The organism is Pseudomonas sp. M47T1, assembly GCF_000263855.1.
Classification (GTDB): Bacteria; Pseudomonadota; Gammaproteobacteria; order Pseudomonadales; family Pseudomonadaceae; genus Aquipseudomonas.
The window spans coordinates 56,534-77,773 of sequence record NZ_AJWX01000021.1 but is presented as its reverse complement, the minus strand read 5'-3'; the positions used below and the strand labels follow the sequence as shown (position 1 = coordinate 77,773).

Sequence of the window (21,240 nt, the reverse complement as noted above, 5' to 3'; positions counted from 1 at the left end):
AAGGCCCGCAATGCGCGGGCCCTCTTTTCAACTCAAGCGACGGGGTTAACCCGCCACCAGCACCCGAATCGCTTCCAGGCGCAACGCCGCCTTTTCGAACATCGCCAGCCCTTGTTCACGCTGCTTGCGCAGGGCGTCCAGTTCGCTGTCGCGTACGGTAGGGTTGACGGCCTGCAGGGCGGTCAGGCGAGCCAACTCTTCTTCGGTCTCGGCGGCCAGGCGGCGCTTGGCTTCGGCCACGCGTTCTTCGTGGCGCGGCAACACTTTGGTCTCGCCGGCGTTGATACGCGGGGTGAGTACGTCGCGTTGGGCCTGTATGAACTTGTTGGCGCTGGCCTTGGGCACGCTTTCCAGCTGGTCGTTGAGGGTCTCGAACGAGACGCGCGAAGACAGGTCATTGCCGTTGGTGTCCAGCAGGCAGCGCAGCGCTTGCGGAGGCAGGTAGCGACCCAGCTGCAGGGCGCGCGGGGCAACCACTTCACTCACGTACAGCAGTTCCAGCAGCACGGTACCTGGCTTGAGCGCCTTGTTCTTGATCAGCGCCACGGCGGTATTGCCCATGGAGCCGGACAGCACCAGGTCCATGCCGCCCTGCACCATGGGGTGTTCCCAAGTGATGAACTGCATGTCTTCGCGTGACAGCGCCTGGTGGCGGTCGTAGGTGATGGTCACGCCTTCGTCGTCGCCCAGCGGGAAGCTGGCGTCGAGCATTTTTTCGCTTGGCTTGAGAATCAGCGCGTTGTCGGAGTGGTCTTCGCTGTCGATGCCGAAGGCGTCGAACAAGGTTTCCATGTAGATCGGCAGGGCGAACTGGTCATCCTGCTCCTCGATGGCTTCCACCAGCGCCTTGCCTTCGCCGCCACCGCCAGAGTTGAGTTCCAGCAGGCGGTCGCGACCGGTGTGCAGCTCGGTTTCCAGGCGCTCGCGTTCGGTGCGGGCCTCGGTCACCAGGGCTTCCCAGTTATCGTCATCGCCACCTTCCAGCAGTGGCAGCAGGCGCGGGCCGAACTGATGCTGCAGGGCGTTGCCGGTCGGGCAGGTGTTGAGGAAGGCGTTCAGCGCTTCGTGGTACCACTGGAACAGGCGCTCTTGCGGGCTGTCCTGCAGGTACGGCACGTGCAGTTCGATGATGTGCTTCTGGCCGATACGGTCCAGACGGCCGATACGCTGCTCCAGCAGGTCCGGGTGGGCCGGCAGGTCGAACATCACCAGGTGATGGGCGAACTGGAAGTTGCGGCCTTCGCTGCCGATTTCCGAGCAGATCAGCACTTGGGCGCCGAACTCTTCATCAGCAAAGTAGGCGGCGGCGCGGTCACGCTCGAGGATGTTCATGCCCTCGTGGAACACCGTGGCCGGAATGCCGGAACGCACGCGCAGAGCGTCTTCCAGGTCCATGGCGGTTTCGGCGTGGGCGCAGATGACCAACACCTTGGTGCGCTTGAGCATCTTCAGCTGGTCGATCAGCCATTCCACGCGCGGGTCGAAACGCCACCAGCGGTTTTCCTCGTCGGTCTCGGCCTGGGCCTGGAACGCCACTTCCGGGTACAGCTCGGCGTGTTCGCCCAGCGGCAACTCCATGTACTCGTCCGGGTTGGCCAGCGGGTAGGGGTGCAGCTTGCGCTCAGGGAAACCCTGCACGGCGGCGCGGGTATTGCGGAACAGCACGCGGCCGGTGCCGTGGCGGTCCAGCAGTTCGCGGATCAGGCGGGCAGCGGCTTCGGTGTCGCCATCGTTGACCGCGGTCAGCAGGGCTTCGCCCTCGGCGCCAAGGAAGTCATGAATGGTGGCGTGGGCCTTGGGCGACAAACGGCCCTGGTCCAGCAGTTCCTGAACGGCTTCGGCCACCGGGCGATAATGTTCGCTCTCGGCACGGAAAGCGGCCAGGTCGTGGAAACGGTTGGGGTCCAGCAGACGCAGGCGCGCGAAGTGGCTGTCCTGGCCCAGCTGTTCCGGGGTGGCGGTGAGCAGCAGTACGCCGGGGATGACCTCGGCCAGTTGCTCCACCAGCGAATACTGCGGGCTTGGCTTGGTTTCGTGCCATACCAGGTGGTGAGCCTCGTCGACCACCAGCAGGTCCCAACCGGCGGCGAACAGTGCGTCCTGGGCCTTTTCGTCTTCGGTCAGCCACTCCAGCGAGACCAGCGCCAGTTGCGCGTCCTCGAAGGGGTTGCCGGCGTCGCTTTCAATGAAGCGTTCGGCGTCGAACAGGGCGACCTGCAGGTTGAAGCGGCGACGCATTTCCACCAGCCACTGGTGCTGCAGGTTCTCCGGCACCAGGATCAGCACGCGGCTGGCGCGGCCCGACAGCAGTTGGCGGTGGATGACCAGGCCGGCTTCGATGGTTTTGCCCAGGCCCACTTCGTCTGCCAGCAGAACCCGCGGCGCAATGCGGTCGGCCACTTCGCGGGCAATGTGCAGTTGGTGCGCGATGGGTTGCGCACGTACGCCACCCAGGCCCCACAGCGAGGACTGCAATTGCTTGCTGGTGTGCTCCAGGGTGTTGTAGCGCAGCGAGAACCAGGCCAGCGGGTCGATCTGGCCGGCGAACAGGCGGTCACTGGCCAGGCGGAACTGGATGAAGTTCGACAGTTGCGTTTCCGGCAGGCTGCACGGTTGGTTCTGTGCGTCGAGACCGTGGTAGACCAGCAGGCCGTCGACGTCCTCGACTTCCTGCACCGTCAGCTTCCAGCCTTCGAAATGGGTGATCTGGTCACCTGGAGAGAACCGCACCCGGGTCAGCGGCGCGTTGCGCAGGGCATATTGGCGAGTGTCGCCAGTGGCCGGGTAGAGCACGGTCAACAAGCGACCGTCCTGTGCCAGAACGGTGCCAAGACCCAGCTCTGCTTCGCTGTCGCTAATCCAGCGTTGCCCCGGTTGATACTGCTGCGCCATGCTGCCTGACTCCCGCCATGAAAAAGCCGACTATGGTACCGGATGATGGGCTTGAGGGCCAAAGAGTCTCGTCGGGTAAATGCACCTGCAAGCTTCAAGCAGAAAGCTGCGAGCAACAGCACCGCCCGGCTTTCTTGCAGCTTGCAGCGCGTGCTCGCAACTATACTTAGTGTGACGGAGTCGATACTTCAAGGAGAAAAACTTCAAGCCGCCCCACCTGCCGCCGTTACCCCGGCAACAGGAGAGCCTACCACCATGTTGCCACCCATCCTTCCCCTCAGCGTAGTCCCCGTGACGTCGCAGCTGGACCCGGTCCGACCCGCGCCCACGGTGATTGCGCCGGTTACCCCGACCCAGCCGACCTCGGACGAGAGCGAGATCGACCTGCGCCAGCGCGACCGGGAAACCGCGGCCTTGCTGTTGCGCGAGGAGGAGGAGCGCCAGCGGCGTCGACAGCGCCAGCGTGAAGAGGCCGAGAACGACCCCGAGGCGCACCTGCCGGTGCCGGGCCATGAGTTGAACGCCGACAACACCGTGCCGGTGGCGCCGTTGATCGACGACGAGCCGCGTCAGGGCCTGTGGGTAGACATTGAGGTTTGATCCGGCGCGCGTCTGCCGCCATTATGCAGGCTGACCCTTGCCCCACCTGACGTAGTGACCATGAGCCAGGACGATAAGCTGATCGATTTCTCCGCTGAACGCGCCAAGCGCGTCCATGACCTCAACGACAAGCGCCTGAACGACATGCGCCAGCAGTTCGAGCAGGCCATGCCGCTGGCTGCGGTGAAGAAAAAACCGAAGAAGAAACCCAAGAAGCGTTGAAACCTTGACCTGAGTCAGTTTTCCCTTGGGCGCCCTTCGTTATCTTTGCTCCATCGAACGCAAGCAAGGCTTGCGCTTCAACAGAGCACGCAAGGCATTTAGGGCGACTTCGGTCGCCCATTTTTTTATGAATATCGCAGGGTATTCCCGTCAATCGGTTCAGAACCTTTTTTCGCCCGCGAGGGGAGCGGGGTCTGCCCGCGAAGAGAACACGGCGATTTTTTCTGACGGTACGCGGTGCCCTTTTCGTGGGCAGAGCCCACTCCCCCACAGACTGCTGCCCCAGAAATGGGATATCAGCCGATGGTGATGGGCGGCGGGCTGACCAGGTTCACGGTCTGCTCTTTGCGCGGCGCCAGGATCTCGGCTTCGCCATCCACCACCATCTCGTCACGCTGGTTGAACACCTGGGTGGCGATGCGCACGCGGAATTTTGGCAGCTTTTCCAGGATTTCCAGGCGCACGGTCAGCGTGTCGCCGATTTTCACCGGCTTCTGGAAGCTCATTTTCTGCCCCAGGTAAATGGTGCCCGGCCCAGGCAGCTCGCAGGCCACGGCGGCGCTGATCAGTGCGCCGCTGAACATGCCGTGGGCGATACGCTCCTTGAACATGGTGGAGGCGGCGAATTCGGCGTCCAGGTGCACCGGGTTGTGGTCGCCCGACATGGCGGCGAACAGCTGGATGTCGCGCTCTTCCACGGTCTTGCTGAACGTGGCTTTCTGGCCGACTTCAAGGGCTTCGTAGGGCGTGTTGGTAACCTGGGTCATGGGTGACGGTTCCTTGTATTCATCAGTGAAAACGCTATTCGCTGCGCGCCGGGCGCTGGATCGCCAGGGCCTGCTGCAGCCAGGCGAGCAGGTCGGTGGTCACCTGCTCGCGGTTGATTTCGTTGAGTACCTCGTGGCGGGCCTGGGGGTAGATTGTCAGGGCAATCCGCTGATTGCCGTTGCGCCCCAATGCCTGGGCCAGATCAGTGAGACGCTTGCCCTGGCTCACCGGATCACATGAACCTCCCATTACCAGCATCGGCAAGCTGCGATCGATCTGTGCCAGGTGCCCCGGTTGGCTGATCTGCGCCAGGCCAGCCAGCAGGTCGAGCCACAATTGGTTTGTGCAGCGAAAGCCGCACAACGGGTCATTGATATAGCCGTCAACCTCGGCCGGGTCGCGGTTCAGCCAGTCAAACGCCGTGCGGTTGGGCTTGAAGGCGTTGTTGAACGAGCCGAACGATAGCATCTCGATGAGCGCACTGCGGCCACGCGGGCCCTGGCGCCAGCTTTCCAGGCGGGCAATGAGCCGTGCTGCGCGGTACAGCGCGGCGGGCTGGTAGTTGGAACCACACAAAACCGCGCCCTGCAGGCTGGCGCTATGGTGCAGCAGGTAACCTTGCGCCAGGTAACTGCCCATGCTGTGGCCCATCAGGAACAGTGGCGTGGCCGGATGGGCCAGGTGGACATGCCGGCTGAGCAGCGCCAAGTCATCCAGTACCTGGTTCCAGCCGTTGCGGTCGGCATAGTGGCCCAGCATGCCACTTTCGGCGGTGCGCCCATGGCCGCGCAGGTCCGGCACGTACAAGGCCAGGCCCGCGGCCGTCAGCGCCTGGCCCAGGCGTGCATAGCGGCCGCCGTGCTCGGCCATGCCGTGGGCCAGCAGCAGCGCGGCGCGTGGCGGCCCCTCCGGCAGCCAGGCGTGCACATACAGCTGACAATGATCACTGGCCTCAAGCCAGAATGCCTGGGCGAGCATGGCGATTCCTTGCGCGGGGGAGGGGACGCCTCATTGTATAGCCCATGGCCGTATCCAGCGCGGCGCAGCATTTAGATTCATGATGTTAATGACGGCACCTGGCGTGTTTGCCAGGCCTTGCTTAACTGCTAACGTCGGCAAGGCACCGCCATTACCCATGGAGCTGGCGGCTCGAAACGGCTCAGGCAAGAGGACAATAATAATGCATGCTGAATTCTGGAACGATAAACGCCCGGCCGGGGTGCCCACCACGCTGGATCTGGGGGCTTACCGGTCGGTGGTCGAGGTGTTCGAGCGTTCCTGCAAGAAGTTCGCCGACCGCCCCGCCTTCAGCAACCTGGGCGTGACCCTGACCTACGCGGAACTGGACCGCTACAGCGCCGATTTCGCGGCCTACCTGCAGAACGAGACCGACCTTGCGCCCGGCGACCGTATCGCCGTGCAGTTGCCCAACGTGCTGCAATACCCCATCGTGGTGTTTGGCGCCTTGCGCGCAGGGCTCATCGTGGTCAACACCAACCCCCTGTACACCGCGCGGGAAATGCGTCATCAGTTCAAGGATTCCGGCGCCCGCGCGCTGGTGTACCTGAACATGTTCGGCAAGCTGGTGCAGGAAGTGCTGCTCGACACCCAGATCAGCTACCTGATCGAGGCGCGCATGGGCGACCTGATGCCGGCGGCCAAGGGCTGGCTGGTCAACACCCTGGTGGACAAGGTGAAGAAGAAGGTGCCAGCCTTCGACCTGCCCCAGGCCATCCCCTTCAAGCGCGCGCTGGGCCTTGGCCGTGGCCAGACGCTGACGCCGGTGCCGCTGACCCAGGAACACATCGCCGTGCTGCAGTACACCGGCGGCACCACCGGCTTGTCCAAGGGCGCGATGCTCACCCATGGCAACCTGGTGGCCAACATGCTGCAGGTGCTGTGCTGCTTCGAGCAGACCGACGCGCACGGCGTGAAGATCCTGCGCGAGGGCCAGGAGGTGATGATTGCGCCATTGCCGCTTTACCACATTTATGCGTTCACGGCGAACTGCATGGGCATGATGGTCACTGGCAACCACAACGTGCTGATCAGCAACCCCCGCGACATTCCGGCGTTCATCAAGGAACTCAAGCAGTGGCAGTTCACCGGGCTGTTGGGGCTCAACACGCTATTCGTGGCGCTAATGGAGCACCCCGAGTTCAAGGACCTGGACTTCTCGCACCTCAAGGTCACCAACTCGGGCGGTACCGCCCTGGTGAAAGCCACGGCCGAGCGTTGGGAAAAAGTCACCGGCTGCTGCATTGTCGAAGGTTACGGCCTGACGGAAACCTCGCCGGTGGTCAGCGCCAACCCGTATGGCGATGCCTCGCGCCTGGGCACCGTGGGCCTGCCGGTGGTGGGCACGCAGCTCAAGATAGTCGATGACCAGGGCAACGAGAGGCCCTTGGGCGAGCGCGGCGAGTTGTGCGTGAAAGGTCCGCAGGTGATGAAGGGCTACTGGCAGCGGCCCGACGCCACGGCCGAGGCGTTGGACGCCGAGGGCTGGCTGCGCACCGGCGACATTGGGGTGATCGACCCCGACGGTTTCGTGCGCATCGTGGACCGCAAGAAGGACATGATCATCGTCTCGGGTTTCAACGTGTACCCCAACGAGATCGAGGACGTGATGATGGCCCATCCCAAGGTGGCTAACTGCGCCTGCATCGGCATTCCCGACGAGCGCTCGGGCGAGGCGGTGAAGTTGTTCGTGGTACCGCGTGAAAACGGCGTAAGCCTTGAAGAGCTCAAGGCCTACTGCAAGGAAAACTTCACCGGCTACAAGGTGCCCAAGCACATTGTGCTGCGCGAGTCGCTGCCAATGACCGCCGTGGGCAAGATCCTGCGCCGCGAGTTGCGCGACACCGCCTGATCGCTGAGGAAGCGGGCTCTGCCCGCGAAAGCAACAACGCGAAATATCTGACACATCGCGCTGTTCTTTTCGCGGGCAGAGCCCGCTCCCACAATGAGTGTTGTCGGTTTATAGTATTTTTACTCTAAAAATGACTGCCACTATTCATAGAGTCATTTACGTGACCGATCAGGCCAATTCGGCCTCTATGCGACCTATTCCAAAGCTGCTACTCTCGGCGCGCTTTCGATCGATCGTGCTTGTCGCACCTTGATCACCTATCAATAATAATCGCATACGAAGCGGTGACGAATTCGCTGTGCTGGAGGAGTGGGCTTCCATGGTCGAAAATTTCTGGAAGGATAAGTACCCAGCGGGAATTTCCGCGGATATCAATCCTGACGAGTATCGGAATATCCAGGCTGTGTTGAAGCAGTCCTGCCAGCGTTTCGCCGACAAGCCGGCGTTCAGCAACCTGGGCAAGACGCTCACCTACGGCCAGCTGTACGAATTGTCGGGCGCCTTCGCGGCGTACCTGCAACAGCATACCGATTTGCAGCCCGGTGATCGAATCGCCGTGCAACTGCCAAACGTTTTGCAGTACCCGGTGGTGGTGTTCGGCGCGATTCGCGCCGGCCTGATCGTGGTCAATACCAACCCGCTCTACACCGCCCGGGAAATGGAGCACCAGTTCAATGACTCCGGTGCCAAGGCCTTAGTGTGCCTGGCCAACATGGCCCATCTGGCGCAGCACGTGGTGCCCAAGACTGCTGTCAAGCACGTCATCGTCACCCAGGTCGCCGACCTGTTGCCACCGCTCAAGCGCGTGCTGGTCAACAGCGTGATCAAGTACGTGAAGAAAATGGTGCCGCCATACCACCTGCCCAGCGCGGTGAAGTTCAACGACGTGTTGAGCAAGGGCCATGGCCAGCCGGTACGCGAGGCCAACCCCGACGCCAACGATGTGGCCGTGCTGCAATACACCGGCGGTACCACCGGCGTGGCCAAGGGCGCCATGCTCACCCACCGCAACCTGATTGCCAACATGCTGCAATGCAAGGCGCTGATGGGCTCCAACCTCAACGAAGGCTGCGAGATCCTCATCACCCCGTTGCCGCTGTACCACATCTACGCCTTCACCTTTCATTGCATGGCGATGATGCTGATCGGTAACCACAACATCCTGATCAGCAACCCGCGCGACCTGCCGGCCATGGTCAAGGAACTGTCGAAGTGGAAGTTCAGTGCCTTCGTGGGTCTGAATACCCTGTTCGTGGCCCTGTGCAACAGCGCCGACTTCCGCAACCTGGACTTCTCGGCGCTCAAGGTCACGCTGTCCGGCGGCATGGCGCTGCAATTGGCTGCTGCCGATCGCTGGAAGAGCGTGACCGGTTGCGCCATCTGCGAAGGTTACGGCATGACCGAGACCAGCCCGGTGGCCACGGTCAACCCGATCCAGAACATCCAGGTGGGCACCATTGGTATTCCGGTACCGTCCACCCGTTGCAAGGTCACCGATGACGAAGGCCGCGAACTGGGCCTGGGCGAAGTGGGCGAGCTGTGCGTCAAGGGCCCGCAGGTGATGAAGGGGTACTGGCAGCGCCAGGAAGCCACCGACGAGATACTTGATGCCGAAGGCTGGCTGAAGACCGGTGACATCGCCGTGATCCAGGATGACGGCTACATGCGCATCGTCGATCGCAAGAAGGACATGATCCTGGTGTCGGGTTTCAACGTGTACCCCAACGAACTGGAAGACGTGTTGGTGACTTTGCCGGGCGTGCTGCAATGCGCGGCCATCGGCGTACCGGATGAAAAATCCGGTGAGGCCATCAAGGTGTTCATCGTGGCCCGGCCAGGCGTGACCCTGACCAAGGACCAGGTGATGGAACACATGCGCGCCAACGTCACCGGCTACAAGGTGCCGCGCTCGGTGGAGTTCCGCGATGGCCTGCCGACCACCAACGTCGGCAAGATCCTGCGCCGCGAGCTGCGCGACGAAGAACTGAAAAAGCTCGGCCTCAAGAAGATCGCCTGACGGCAGCTGCAAGTTTCAAGCTATAAGCTGCAAGAGCCATACTCCCCTTGCAGCTTGCAGCTTGCAGCTTGCAGCTTGCAGCTTGCAGCTTGCAGCTTGCAGCTAGCGCAGCTTCTCCAGCATCCCGTAGTACCACATCCCCACTGCCAACAGCGGGTTGCCCAGCACATCGCCCATGGGCACCTTGATGTGGCTGCAGCCGGCAAAGGTATCGTAGTGCCCCAGGCTGCCGGTCATGGCATTGGCCATGATTTCCCCCATGATGTGGCTGGTGGCGATGCCATGCCCCGAATAGCCCTGGCAGTACCAGACGTTGTCCGACAGCTTGCCCAGTTGCGGAATGCGGTTGACCACGATGCCCATGGCGCAGCTCCACTGGAACTCGATGTCCACGCCCTTCAGGCGCGGAAAGGTGCGCTCGATGCACGGCCGCAGCTCGGCGGCAATGTCCCGTGAATCCTTGCCGGAGTAATTGGCGCCGCCGCCAAACAGCAGGCGGCCGTCGGCGGTCATGCGGTAGTAGTCCAGCACGAAACGGCAGTCGTACACGGCCAGGTCTTGAGGGTTGAGTTGGTGCGCCAGTTCGCCCAGCGGCCGGGTGGTGACGATGCCGCCCATGGCCGGGAAAATCTTGCCCTTGAGCTGGCCGGGTTCCAGCGTGTGGTAAACGTCGCCGGCCAGCAGCACCTGCTTGGCCTCGATTCGCCCCTGAGCCGTGATTACGGCAGGACGCGGGCCATGGATAATCTCCCGCACCTCGCTGTTCTCGAACATCAAAGCCCCCAGTGATTGCGCCGCGCGGGCTTCGCCCAGGCACAGGTTGAGCGGGTGCAGGTGCAGGTTGCGGGTGTTTTTCAGGGCGCCGAGGTACAGCGGGCTGTCCAGGTGCTGGTGCACGCCGGCCCGGTCCAGCAGGGTCACGTGTTCGCCCATGCCGCGGGCCTGGGCTTGCTCCAGCGAGGCGCGCAGTTCGTTCATGTGCACCGGCTTCATGGCCGCGTGCAGGTGGCCGTGCTTGAGGTCGCAGTCGATGGCGTATTTCTCCACGCGCTGCTTGATGATGTCGTGGCCGCGCCAGCGCAGGTGCCAGATGAAATCGTCCACCTCGTCGCCCAGGGTGCGGCGCATCTGCTTGCGCATGGCGGCATCGCCCGACAGGCTGCCGGTGACCTGGCCGCCGTTGCGCCCGCTGGCGCCCCAGCCGATCTTGTGGGCATCCAGTATCGCCACTTTCAGGCCTTTCTCGGCCAGTTCCACGGCCGTGGCGACGCCGGTGAAACCGCCGCCGATGATGGCCACGTCGACGCTGTGGGTGCCTTGCAGCACCGGGAAGTCAGTGTCCTGATTGAGGGTGGCGGTGTAGTACGAATTGATGCGTTGATTCATGGGATAAAACCTTTGAGCGCTGCAGTGTCCTTGTAGGCGCGACTGTGTCCGCGAACCGGCCAGCGCGGTGTTGCCTTCGCGTGCGCAGCCCGCTCCTACAGGTCGGTGTGTGGAATTCAGGCGTTGGTGAGGTACCAGCGCCAATCCTGCTCTCCCACGTGGGCCATGAACTGCCGGTACTCGGCGCGCTTGACGGCCAGGTACACGTTGAGGAAGCCCTGGCCCAGCGCTTCCCGGGCCCAGTCGGAGCGCTCCAGCGCGGTGAGCGAGGTCAGCCAATCGGTGGGCAGCAAGGTTGTGGCCTGGGCGTAGCCGTTGCCTTGCACCGGCTCTCCCGGGTCGCGCTGCTGGCGAATGCCGTCATGAATTGCCGCAAGGATGGCCGCGGCCGCCAGGTAAGGGTTGGCGTCGGCGCCACAGATGCGATGCTCGATATGCCGGGTATTGGCCGGGCCGCCCGGTACCCGCAGGCTGACCGTACGGTTGTCGACCCCCCAAGTCGGTGCCAGTGGCGCATAACTGTTGGCCTGGAAGCGTCGATAAGAGTTGGCGTTGGGGCAGAACAGCAACAGGCTGTCCAGCAAGTGCTCCAGCATGCCGCCCACCGAGTGGCGCAGCAGCGCGGTGCCAGCCTTGTCCTCGCTGGCATAGAGGTTGCGGCCCTGGTCATCGGCCAGGCTGACGTGCATGTGCATGCCAGTGCCGGCCAGGTGGTCGAAGGGCTTGGCCATGAAGCAGGCCTGCATGCCGTGCTGGTGCGCCACACCCTTGACGATGCGTTTGTAGCGCACCGCCTGGTCCATGGCCAGCAGGGCCTCACCGTGTTCCAGGGTGATTTCCACCTGGCCGGGGGCGTATTCGGAAATCGCCGTGCGCGCCGGGATGCGTTGTGCTTTGCAGGCGGCATACAGGTCGGCAAGAAACGGCTCGATCTGCTCCAATTCGCGCAAACCGTACACCTGGGTGGCGCGGGGGCGGCGGCCATCGGCGTCCAGCGCCGGTTGCGGGTGGCCGTTGGCATCAAGCCTGGCGTCCAGCAGGTAGAACTCCAGTTCGCAGGCCATCACCGGGTGAAAACCGTCGGCCTTGAGCCCGTCGATCACCTGTGCCAGCACATGGCGCGGGTCGGCGACGGTAGCGGGCAGACCTTCGCTGGGGTGCATGCTGACCTGCACCGCCGCAGTGGGAATCTTGCGCCAGGGCAGGGGCACCAGGCTGCCTTCCAGGGGGTAGGCGCGGCAATCAATGTCGCCCACGTCCCACACCAGGCCGGAGTTTTCCACGTCATCGCCATTCAGGGTCAGGCCCAGGATGGTGCTGGGCAGCGGCCGGCCGCTTTGGTACACGGCCAGCAGCTCATCGCGGTGCAGCAGTTTGCCGCGCGGTACGCCATTGGCGTCGAGGATGAACAGCTCGAACATGTCGATGTGAGGGTGTTGGTCCAGGAAGGCCTGGGCCTGTTGCAGGGGGGCAAAATGCATGGGGGCTCTCGCTTGCGCACACGGGGTCGGTCCGTCTTCACGACGGCGAACAAGGTTGGGTCAGGCAGCGAGGGCGGTGTCTGGCGGGCGCGCGTGGCGGCAGTGCCACAGGGCCCAGAAGGCCAGGATGATGTTGAACAGCGGGTTTTCCCCCGGACGCTGGCACACGGCCCGGCGTGGGGCTCGGGGTTCGATGCTGGCGGGACGTTGCGTCACAGGGATCATGGCCATGGATAGTTGCATGGCGCCGTGGGGCGGTTAAATCAGGATTGTCGTACCTTTGGTAAGCGCTACGCTAAACATTCATCGATTGTGAGAGCTGGCTTGCCAGCCAGTGTTTGGGGAGGGCGAGAAGCTCGCTGGCAAGCCAGCTACCACATCCATGCAATATCCCTTGGCAGCCCAAATCTGCGACAATCGCGACCATTCTTTTTGCCGCGTAGCCATTTGCGTACCTGATGACTGACCACAACCTCGTTATCGACACACTGTTCAAGAACCTCGACCAGGCCATGATCAGCGACCGCCATCGCCTGCGGCGGCAATTGCACGAGCTGCGCAAGAAGCCCGACGAGGCCAAGCTGGGGCAGTGGGTCGAGCGGGCGCAGGCGTCCATGGCCCAAGTCGTGGCGCGCAAAAACAGCGTGCCCACCATTCGCTACGACGACAGTCTGCCCATCGCCGCCAAGCGCGACGAGATCAAGAAGATCCTCGCCGAGCACCAGGTGCTGATCATTGCCGGTGAGACCGGCTCGGGTAAAACCACCCAGTTGCCGAAGATCTGCCTGGAACTGGGCCGCGGCCAGCACGGCCTGATCGCCCACACCCAGCCGCGCCGCATCGCTGCGCGCAGCGTCGCCACGCGGGTGGCCGAAGAACTGGCCACGCCATTGGGCGCCCTTGTGGGTTACCAGGTGCGCTTTGAAGACCAGAGCGAGGCCAACACCCTGGTCAAGCTGATGACCGACGGCATCCTGCTGGCCGAAACCCAGCACGATCGCTTCCTGGAGCGCTACGACACCATCATCGTCGACGAGGCCCACGAACGCAGTCTCAACATCGACTTCCTGCTGGGCTACCTGAAGACCCTGCTGCCGCGCCGCCCGGACCTGAAGGTGATCATCACCTCGGCCACCATCGACCTGGAGCGCTTCTCCAAGCACTTCGACGACGCGCCCATCATCGAAGTCTCGGGCCGTACCTACCCGGTGGACACCTGGTACCGGCCGCTCACCAGCGAGCAGGACGAGGAGGGCAACAGCGTTGAGGACGACCTCACCGTCGACCAGGCCATCATCGCCACCCTGGATGAAATCGCCTCGTTCGAGCGCAGCGAAGGCAAGCGCCCGGGCGACGTGCTGGTGTTCCTGCCCGGCGAGCGAGAGATCCGCGACGCGGCAGAAATGCTGCGTAAGGCCCAACTCAGGCACACTGAGATTCTGCCGCTGTACGCGCGCCTGTCGCCGGCCGAGCAGCAGAAGATTTTCCAGAGCCACCCGGGCCGTCGCGTGGTACTGGCCACCAACGTCGCCGAAACCTCGCTGACCGTGCCAGGCATCCGCTACGTGATCGACAGCGGCACCGCGCGCATCAGCCGCTACAGCTACCGTGCCAAGGTGCAGCGCCTGCCCATCGAGGCGGTGTCCCAGGCCAGCGCCAACCAGCGCAAGGGCCGCTGCGGGCGGGTAGAGCCGGGTATCTGCATTCGCTTGTACAGTGAAGAGGATTTCCTGGGCCGGCCGGAATTTACCGACCCCGAGATCCTGCGCACCAACCTGGCCGCCGTTATCCTGCAGATGCTGCACCTGCGCCTGGGCGAGATAGACCAGTTTCCGTTCATTGAACCGCCGGATGGCAAGGCCATCACCGACGGTTTCAACCTGTTGCAAGAGCTGTCGGCGGTCGACCGCGAAAACCAGCTCACGCCCATCGGCCGCCAATTGGCGCGCCTGCCGGTGGACCCGCGCATGGGCCGCATGCTGCTGGAAGCGGCGAAGCAGGGCAGCCTGCAGGAAGTGCTGATCGTTGCCAGTGCGTTGTCGGTGCAGGACGTGCGCGAACGCCCGCCCGAGCGCCAGCAAGCGGCCGACCAGGCCCACGCCCAGTGGAAAGACGCCGACTCCGACTTCGCCGCCCTGGTCAACCTGTGGCGCGGCTTCGAGGAACAGCGCCAGGCGCTCACCGCCAGCCCGCTGCGCAACTGGTGCCGCAAGAACTTCCTCAACTACCTGCGCCTGCGCGAGTGGCGTGATGCCCACCGGCAGTTGAGCCTGATCTGCCGTGACCTGCAGTTGACAGTCAATAAAGAGCCGGCCGACTTCCCGAAATTCCACAAGGCCATTCTTTCCGGCCTGCTGAGCCAGGTTGGCCAGAAAACCGAGGAAGGCGACTACCTGGGCGCGCGTCAGCGACGCTTCTGGATTCACCCCTCGTCCGGTATCGGCAAAAAGCGCCCGCAGTGGCTGATGACCGCCGAGCTGATGGAAACCACCAAGTTGTACGCGCGCATGGTGGCCAAGATCGACGCCGACTGGATCGAGCCGCTGGCTGGCCACCTGATCAAGAAAAACCATTTCGAACCCCATTGGGAGAAGAAGCGTGGCCAGGTGGTGGCTTATGAGCAGATCACCTTGTTCGGCCTGATCGTAGTCGGCCGCCGGCCCGTGCACTACGGCCCGGTGGACCCGTTGGTATCACGCGAACTATTCATCCGCGAAGGCCTGGTGCGGGGCGAGATCCAGTCGCGGGCCAAGTGCCTGGTGGCCAACCGCGAACTGTTGGAGCAACTCGACGCGCTGGAAGCCAAGGCGCGGCGCCGGGATATCCTGGCCGACGAGGAAACCCTATACGCGTTCTACGATGCCCGGGTGCCAGCCGAGATCCACCAGACCGCCACCTTTGACCAGTGGTACAAGACCCAAAGCCAGAAGAACCCTGCGCTGCTGATCATGCGCGAAGAAGATGTGCTGGCCCGCGAGGCCAGTGAAGTTACCGCCGGCCAGTACCCGGACACCTTGCGCCTGGGCGACCTGACCCTGGCCCTGAGCTACCATTTCGAGCCCAACCACCCCCGTGACGGCGTCACCGTCAGCGTGCCGGCGCCATTGCTGCCGGCCTTGCCCAACGAGCGCCTGGAGTGGCTGGTGCCGGGGCTGCTGGAGGCCAAGTGCATTGCCCTGGTGCGCAACCTGCCCAAGGCCCTGCGCAAGAACTTCGTGCCGGTGCCGGATTTTGTTCGTGCGGCGCTTGCGCGCATCACCTTTGCCGACGGCTCGTTGCCCCTGGCCCTGGGCCGTGAGTTGTTGCGCATGACCGGCGCACGGGTCAGCGACGAGGCCTGGGCCGAGTCCGAACAGCAGGTGGACAGCCACCTGCGCATGAACATCGAAGTGTTGGACGGCGAGGGCAAGTTCCTCGGTGAAGGCCGCGATCTGGCCGAGCTGACCGCGCGCTTCGTGCAGGCTAGCCAGGCGGCCCTGGCCGCCCCGCAGTCGGCCAAGAGCCAGCAGCCGGTGGAGGCCAAGGCCTTCGCCGCCGTGGCGCAAACCACCCAGCAGAAGATCGCCGGGCTGTCGATGACGGTCTACCCGGCGCTGGTGGAAGAAAACGGCGCCGTCAAGGAAGGCCGCTTCTCCACTGCCGCCGAGGCCGAGTTCCAGCACCGTCGTGCCTTGCAGCGCCTGTTGTTGCAACAGCTGGCAGAGCCGGCCAAGTTCCTGCGCGGCAAGCTGCCTGGGCAGACCGAGTTGGGTCTGTTGTACCGCGACCTGGGGCGTGTCGAGGCGCTGGTGGAAGACATTCTGCTGGCCAGCCTGGACACCTGCATCCTCGACGGTGAAGCCAGCCTGCCCCGCGATGGCGTCGGCCTGGCGGCCTTGGCCGAGCGCAAGCGCGGTGCCTGGGGCGAGCATGCCGATCGGCTGGCGCGCCAGACGCTGGACATCCTCAAGCTGTGGCACGGCCTGCAGAAGCGCTTCAAGGGCAAGATCGACCTGGCCCAGGCGGTGGCGCTCAACGACATCAAGGCGCAAATGAGCCAACTGGTGTACCCCGGTTTCGTGCGCCAGACTCCCGCAGTCTGGCTCAAGGAACTGCCGCGCTACTTCAAGGCTATCGAGATGCGCCTGGAGAAGCTGGGCAGCCAGGTGCAGAAAGACCGGGTATGGAGCATCGAGCTGGGCAATGTCTGGGCGCAATTCCAGGCGCGTCAGGCCAAGCACGCCCAGGAAGGCAAGCACGATGCGGAGCTCGAGCTGTACCGCTGGCTGATCGAGGAATACCGCGTGTCGCTGTTCGCCCAGCAACTGGGCACCAAAGTGCCGATCTCCGACAAGCGCCTGAGCAAGCAATGGAGCCAGGTGGAGGCCTGACAGCGCGAAATCTGCAACAGTGGGGGCTGGCTTGCCAGGAAGCGTTTGAGGCCCGAAAGACTCGCGGGCAAGCCCGCTCCCACACCCTTGTTGTTCATGCGCCCCGAGGTGCCCTTTATCGTGAAAAGGGCACTTTTCCAGCAAATCTGGCACAATTGGCCACCTATTCACTCGCGAAGCCTTGGTTGCCTGGCCCTTCGCGGGCGTGACAGTGCTTTTTGCAAGTTGGTACGGTCGTGCCACCTTGCTGCGACTCACTCTGCCGCTGCCTGGCAACGGCCACCAATAATAGAGGAACGAGCGTGCATAACGTCGTCATCAGCGGCACCGGCCTGTACACCCCGGCCGACAGCATCTCCAACGAAGAGCTGGTGCAGTCCTTCAATGCCTGGGCCCAGCAGTTCAATGCCGACAACGCCGCGGCCATCGAACGCGGCGAAGTGGCGGCCCAGACCGAGTCCAGCGCGGCCTTCATCGAGAAGGCTTCGGGCATCAAGAGCCGCTTTGTCATGGACAAGGCCGGCATCCTCGACCCGCAGCGCATGAAGCCACGCCTGCCGGAACGCACCAACGACGAACAGTCAATCCTCTGCCAGATGGCCGTGGCCGCTGCCGAGCAAGCTTTGCAGCGTGCCGGCAAGACTGCTGCCGACATCGATGCCGTGATCGTCGCCTGTTCCAACCTGCAGCGGCCGTACCCGGCGGTGGCTATCGAGGTGCAGCAGGCACTGGGCATCCAGGGCTTTGGCTTCGACATGAACGTGGCCTGCTCGTCCGCCACGTTCGGCATTCAGACCGCCTACAACAGTGTTGCCCTGGGCCAGGCCCGTGCCGTGCTGGTGGTCAGCCCGGAGATCTGCACCGGGCACTTGAATTTCCGTGACCGTGACAGCCACTTCATCTTTGGTGACGCGGCCACTGCGGTGGTGGTGGAGCGTGCCGACCTGGCAACGTCGCCCTATCAGTTCGAGATTGTCAGCACCAAGCTGCTGACCCAATTCTCCAATAACATCCGCAATAACTTTGGCTTTCTCAACCGTGCGGCGGAGGAGGGCGTGGACGCGCCCGACAAGCTGTTCGTACAGGAAGGCCGCAAGGTGTTCCGCGAGGTGTGCCCGATGGTGGCCGAGCTGATCAGCCAGCACCTGGGTGAAAACCGTATCGAGGTGAATGACATCAAACGCTTCTGGCTGCACCAGGCCAACCTGAGCATGAACCACCTGATCGTCAAGAAACTGCTGGGGCGCGAGGCGTCGGTGGAAGAAGCGCCAGTTATCCTGGACACCTACGCGAACACCAGCTCGGCAGGTTCGGTGATTGCCTTCCACACCTACCAGGACGACCTGGGCAAGGGCTCGCTGGCGGTGCTGAGCTCGTTTGGCGCCGGTTACTCCATCGGCAGTGTCATCCTGCGCAAGCTGTAAAACACACAGCTATCAAAACGCCACCTCTGGGTGGCGTTTTTGTTTGCGATGAAATCACATGAACCCATCTTCATCTTTGGCCCCGCAACGGCGCGCCAGAGCGGCCTGTTTGCCGCAGGAAGATTAACTAATCTTCATTTCAAAAAGTTCCGCTGTCATCAAATCTTAATAAACGAGCCACCTCGCTGAAATATCTGCTGTTCAAGATGCCCTCCCATAAAGCTTGCCGGACTTGCGTTTGCATACCAGGCGGCGCCGCTGAAAAAACTTAAAAAAGCAGTACTCAAAGGAGTAAATCAATGAACAAGTCCACCGTGGCCTTGACCCTGGCCCTGGGCGTCTTGGCGCAGCAGGCTGCAGCCGAAGGCTTCATCGACGACAGCAAGGCGACGCTCAAGCTGCGCAACTACTACATCAACACCGATAACCGTGACTCGGCTACGCCAAAGAACAACAACTACCAGGCCGAATGGGGCCAGGCTTTCGTCGTGGACTTCCAGTCGGGCTACACCGCTGGCACCGTGGGCTTTGGCGTCGACGCCCTGGCCATGCTGGGCGTGAAACTGGACTCCACCCAGGCCAAGTCGGGTAACCCGACTGGTTCGCTGGACGGCGGTACCGTGTTCCCGACTCATGACGGCCAGCCGGCTGACAGCTTCGGCAACGTAGGCCTGACTGCCAAGGCCAAGATCTCCAAGACCGAACTGAAAATCGGTACCCTGATGCCGAAACTGCCGGTCATCCAGTACAACGACGGTCGCCTGCTGCCGCAGACCTTCGAAGGTGGCCAGATCACCTCCAACGACATCAAGGACGTGACCTTGATCGCCGGTCAGATTGACCAGGCCAAGGGCCGTAACTCCAGCAACTACGAAAACCTGTCGATCAGCGGCGCCAACGGCAGCGGCAACAGCGACATCGGCGAGCGCAGCAACAAGTTTTACTACGGCGGCGTCGACTACAAGGTCACCAAGGACCTGCTGCTGCAGTACTACTATGGCGAACTGAACGATTTCTACAAACAACACTTCGTGGGGCTGACCCACAACTGGGCCATTGGCCCGGGCGTGCTGAAGTCTGACCTGCGCGCGTTTCACAGCACCGACGACGGTGCCAACGGCAACGATTCGGCCTTCTACACCACCGGTAACTACAGCGGTGTGGCCAGTGGCAAGGGCGCCGTGGACAACAACCTGTACAGCGGCCTGTTCCTGTACACCGTGGCTGGTCACACCTTTGGTGGTGGTTACCAGGTCAGCAACGGCAGCTCGGACTTCCCGTGGCTGAACCAGGGTGATGGCTCCTCCAACGGCACCATCACCGACATGCAAATCCAGAAATTCGGCCGTGCTGGCGAACGTACCTGGCAAGCTCGCTACTCCTACGACTTCGCGGCGCTGGGCTTCCCAGGCGCCACCGCCGGCCTGGTCTACCTGCGTGGCGACAACATCGACACCGTGGGCAGCAACGGCCGTAGCAGCGGTGACAACCAGTCGGAATGGGAGCGCGACCTGACCCTGGCCTACGTGGTACCGGAAGGCACCTTCAAGGGCCTGGGCTTCACTTGGAAAAACGCCATGTGGCGCAACGACATTGCTGGCCAGCGTGACCAGGACGAAAACCGCGTGATCCTGAGCTACACCTTGCCCCTGCTGTAATCCTGTTGATGTGACACCGCTTTTTCCTCATCCGTTAAAGCTCTCTTGCCCCGCCTAGTGCGGGGTTTTTTTTGGGTGTGCCAGGCTTGGTGAGCCATGAACCGTCGGGGGTGAGAGGGCGCGCGGGCCCGGATTTTGAGTGTTGCCACTGTCAGTTCTTACAGTTGTGCAGGTACTTCAGCGCGCTCTTAATGGGCGCTCGCGGCACCATCCATGACTGGAGGTTGAAATGAACATCGAACGGGCAAGCGGTGATCTAGACCCTGAATTTGGCAGCCAGGGGGTCGCTCGGCTTCCTAGCGCAGGTGGCAGTGACTATGCGACGTGCATCGCCTTGATTGCGGGGGGAGGGCTGTACGTGGGCTATCACTGCGCAGGGCGATATCGCCTGGCGCGTCTGACTGCCGATGGGCAGCTCGATCCCACCTTCGGGGAAAATGGCTACATCGATGACAGCTTTTACATCGATAAGGAACCTCCCAATTCCCAGAGCTCAACCGTCTTTGGAATCATTGTCCAGGATGGCTACGTGATGGTGGTAGGTGAACTTTATTACTCCTTCAGTATCACCGAAGCCTACTACTACCCCGCAATGGCTCGTTTCACGTTGGCTGGCGCGCTCGACCGAACATTCGCTGACGGCGGCCATAAGGTCTGCAAAGCGGAAGTCGATAGCAGGTTTGTCTATCAGGCGGGCAATGTAGCAGGGGGCTACGACACGCGCTTAAAAAGGCTGTACGTCATCGTCAATGGTTCAGTGCCATGGGGCAGCGAGAACTTCAAGGCATCTGCGGTTCTGGCGTTCAATATGGAGGGTGGGCTTGATGGCGATTTTGGCGAGGCTGGAATCGCTGTCGTCAAGCCGGTTGCGTTCAGCGTATTTACCTGGTCATCGCACATTGATGATACGGGTATCTACCTGGGGTCAAGGCTGGAGGTAGAGCCAAGTGAATTCATTGATTGCGCTGTTTTGAAACTGACTCACCAAGGCACGTTTGATGAGGGTTTTGGCGTGCAAGGCATACAGCTACTCGAACGTAACGCTTACCCGCTGGGTATGTTTGCGGGTGATCACCAGAACGTGATGGTGGTCGGCTACGGCGGTGGCTCCGGGGTACAGTTCAGTCTGGGCCAGATGGACGGGCTCAACGACGCCACATTCAACGGCGGTCAGCCATTGGAAGTGAGTTATCAAGGCACGTCGGTGTATGGGCGCGTGGGGCTCAGCAAGGAGGGGCGCTATTGGGTGGGTAATCGGTGGGGGGTGGAGAGTCAGGCGTTGGTAGAGCGTTACCATGCCAATGGCACGTTGGATGCCGGTTTTGGGGTACAGGGGCGGGCGCTGATTGAGCCCCGGGACATGAGGGATTGCATGGCGGGGGCGACGATTGCCAGTGACGATAAGGGGCGGCTGCTACTGGCAGGGTTTGACGAGTTCATCGCGCCGGTGGTTGTTCGCTTGCTGGGCTGATCGCCACCCTGATGCCGGGACTGCCGGTTTTCAAGTTGACGGCAGTGGCTACAGGCGCAGCGGTGGATGTGGCATCCTTGCC

General features: G+C 62.5%; 14 protein-coding genes. 8 read left to right on the top strand and 6 right to left on the bottom strand.

The features are described 5' to 3' along the window. Nucleotides 1–45: 45 nt before the first annotated feature. Nucleotides 46–2,892 (bottom strand): RNA polymerase-associated protein RapA, encoded by a 2,847-nt coding sequence (gene rapA, locus PMM47T1_RS20425; protein WP_008372496.1) that lies wholly within the window; start codon nucleotides 2,890–2,892, stop codon nucleotides 46–48. Nucleotides 2,893–3,147: 255 nt separating this feature from the next. Here rapA and PMM47T1_RS20420 point away from each other — a divergent pair, with 255 nt between their 5' ends. After that, entirely contained in the window at nucleotides 3,148–3,492 is a 345-nt protein-coding gene (locus PMM47T1_RS20420) for a hypothetical protein (RefSeq protein ID WP_008372493.1), read from the top strand. Nucleotides 3,493–3,552: 60 nt separating this feature from the next. Beyond that, on the top strand, nucleotides 3,553–3,714 hold the full coding sequence (locus PMM47T1_RS30130; protein WP_008372491.1) for a hypothetical protein: 162 nt from the start codon (nucleotides 3,553–3,555) through the stop codon (nucleotides 3,712–3,714). A 296-nt stretch (nucleotides 3,715–4,010) separates the two neighbouring features. On the opposite strand, the gene PMM47T1_RS20415 is transcribed toward PMM47T1_RS30130, so the two are convergent. Together PMM47T1_RS20415 and PMM47T1_RS20410 are read right to left on the bottom strand one after the other, a co-directional pair. Next, nucleotides 4,011–4,481 carry a MaoC family dehydratase gene (locus PMM47T1_RS20415; RefSeq protein ID WP_008372490.1) on the bottom strand — a complete coding sequence of 157 codons (471 nt, stop codon included), beginning with the start codon at nucleotides 4,479–4,481 and terminating at the stop codon, nucleotides 4,011–4,013. A gap of 34 nt (nucleotides 4,482–4,515) precedes the next feature. Beyond that, nucleotides 4,516–5,460, bottom strand: a complete 945-nt coding sequence (locus tag PMM47T1_RS20410; protein ID WP_008372487.1) for an alpha/beta hydrolase — start codon at nucleotides 5,458–5,460, stop codon at nucleotides 4,516–4,518. Between the two features lie 202 nt (nucleotides 5,461–5,662). Here PMM47T1_RS20410 and fadD2 point away from each other — a divergent pair, with 202 nt between their 5' ends. Further along, nucleotides 5,663–7,351: a long-chain-fatty-acid--CoA ligase FadD2 gene (fadD2, locus tag PMM47T1_RS20405; protein WP_008372485.1), complete on the top strand. Its 1,689-nt coding sequence runs from the start codon at nucleotides 5,663–5,665 to the stop codon at nucleotides 7,349–7,351. A gap of 319 nt (nucleotides 7,352–7,670) precedes the next feature. Beyond that, entirely contained in the window at nucleotides 7,671–9,368 is a 1,698-nt protein-coding gene (fadD1, locus tag PMM47T1_RS20400; RefSeq protein WP_008372483.1) for a long-chain-fatty-acid--CoA ligase FadD1, read from the top strand. 102 nt (nucleotides 9,369–9,470) lie between these two features. Here the strand turns inward: fadD1 and PMM47T1_RS20395 are convergent, their stop codons facing one another. From PMM47T1_RS20395 to PMM47T1_RS29915, 3 genes are all read right to left on the bottom strand, one after another. Continuing rightward, nucleotides 9,471–10,754 (bottom strand): NAD(P)/FAD-dependent oxidoreductase, encoded by a 1,284-nt coding sequence (locus PMM47T1_RS20395; protein WP_008372481.1) that lies wholly within the window; start codon nucleotides 10,752–10,754, stop codon nucleotides 9,471–9,473. A gap of 116 nt (nucleotides 10,755–10,870) precedes the next feature. Then, on the bottom strand, nucleotides 10,871–12,235 hold the full coding sequence (locus PMM47T1_RS20390) for a glutamine synthetase family protein (RefSeq protein ID WP_008372478.1): 1,365 nt from the start codon (nucleotides 12,233–12,235) through the stop codon (nucleotides 10,871–10,873). Between the two features lie 60 nt (nucleotides 12,236–12,295). Further along, the gene (locus tag PMM47T1_RS29915) at nucleotides 12,296–12,466 is read right to left on the bottom strand and encodes a hypothetical protein (RefSeq protein WP_008372476.1); all 171 of its coding nucleotides are present in this window, start codon (nucleotides 12,464–12,466) and stop codon (nucleotides 12,296–12,298) included. A 227-nt stretch (nucleotides 12,467–12,693) separates the two neighbouring features. Between PMM47T1_RS29915 and hrpA the strand changes: the two genes are divergently transcribed. From hrpA to PMM47T1_RS20370, 4 genes are all read left to right on the top strand, one after another. Continuing rightward, the gene (gene hrpA, locus PMM47T1_RS20385; RefSeq protein ID WP_008372473.1) at nucleotides 12,694–16,605 is read left to right on the top strand and encodes an ATP-dependent RNA helicase HrpA; all 3,912 of its coding nucleotides are present in this window, start codon (nucleotides 12,694–12,696) and stop codon (nucleotides 16,603–16,605) included. Between the two features lie 302 nt (nucleotides 16,606–16,907). Beyond that, complete coding sequence (locus PMM47T1_RS20380) at nucleotides 16,908–18,029, top strand: beta-ketoacyl-ACP synthase III (RefSeq protein ID WP_008372471.1); 1,122 nt, start codon at nucleotides 16,908–16,910, stop codon at nucleotides 18,027–18,029. 299 nt (nucleotides 18,030–18,328) lie between these two features. Next, nucleotides 18,329–19,687: an OprD family porin gene (locus PMM47T1_RS20375; protein ID WP_008372469.1), complete on the top strand. Its 1,359-nt coding sequence runs from the start codon at nucleotides 18,329–18,331 to the stop codon at nucleotides 19,685–19,687. A 229-nt stretch (nucleotides 19,688–19,916) separates the two neighbouring features. Then, nucleotides 19,917–21,158, top strand: coding sequence for a hypothetical protein (locus tag PMM47T1_RS20370; RefSeq protein WP_008372467.1), 1,242 nt, complete (start codon nucleotides 19,917–19,919; stop codon nucleotides 21,156–21,158). Nucleotides 21,159–21,240 lie beyond the last annotated feature (82 nt).

Excerpts from the sequence above, each read along its gene's own strand:
- PMM47T1_RS30130 (WP_008372491.1), top strand. The coding sequence starts at position 3,553 with ATGAGCCAGGACGATAAGCTGATCGATTTCTCCGCTGAACGCGCCAAG.
- PMM47T1_RS20375 (WP_008372469.1), top strand. The coding sequence starts at position 18,329 with ATGAACAAGTCCACCGTGGCCTTGACCCTGGCCCTGGGCGTCTTGGCG.
- PMM47T1_RS20395 (WP_008372481.1), bottom strand. The coding sequence starts at position 10,754 with ATGAATCAACGCATCAATTCGTACTACACCGCCACCCTCAATCAGGAC.
- PMM47T1_RS20410 (WP_008372487.1), bottom strand. The coding sequence starts at position 5,460 with ATGCTCGCCCAGGCATTCTGGCTTGAGGCCAGTGATCATTGTCAGCTG.
- PMM47T1_RS20415 (WP_008372490.1), bottom strand. The coding sequence starts at position 4,481 with ATGACCCAGGTTACCAACACGCCCTACGAAGCCCTTGAAGTCGGCCAG.
- hrpA (WP_008372473.1), top strand. The coding sequence starts at position 12,694 with ATGACTGACCACAACCTCGTTATCGACACACTGTTCAAGAACCTCGAC.
- PMM47T1_RS20390 (WP_008372478.1), bottom strand. The coding sequence starts at position 12,235 with ATGCATTTTGCCCCCCTGCAACAGGCCCAGGCCTTCCTGGACCAACAC.
- rapA (WP_008372496.1), bottom strand. The coding sequence starts at position 2,892 with ATGGCGCAGCAGTATCAACCGGGGCAACGCTGGATTAGCGACAGCGAA.
- PMM47T1_RS20370 (WP_008372467.1), top strand. The coding sequence starts at position 19,917 with ATGAACATCGAACGGGCAAGCGGTGATCTAGACCCTGAATTTGGCAGC.
- PMM47T1_RS20420 (WP_008372493.1), top strand. The coding sequence starts at position 3,148 with ATGTTGCCACCCATCCTTCCCCTCAGCGTAGTCCCCGTGACGTCGCAG.
- PMM47T1_RS29915 (WP_008372476.1), bottom strand. The coding sequence starts at position 12,466 with ATGGCCATGATCCCTGTGACGCAACGTCCCGCCAGCATCGAACCCCGA.
- fadD2 (WP_008372485.1), top strand. The coding sequence starts at position 5,663 with ATGCATGCTGAATTCTGGAACGATAAACGCCCGGCCGGGGTGCCCACC.
- fadD1 (WP_008372483.1), top strand. The coding sequence starts at position 7,671 with ATGGTCGAAAATTTCTGGAAGGATAAGTACCCAGCGGGAATTTCCGCG.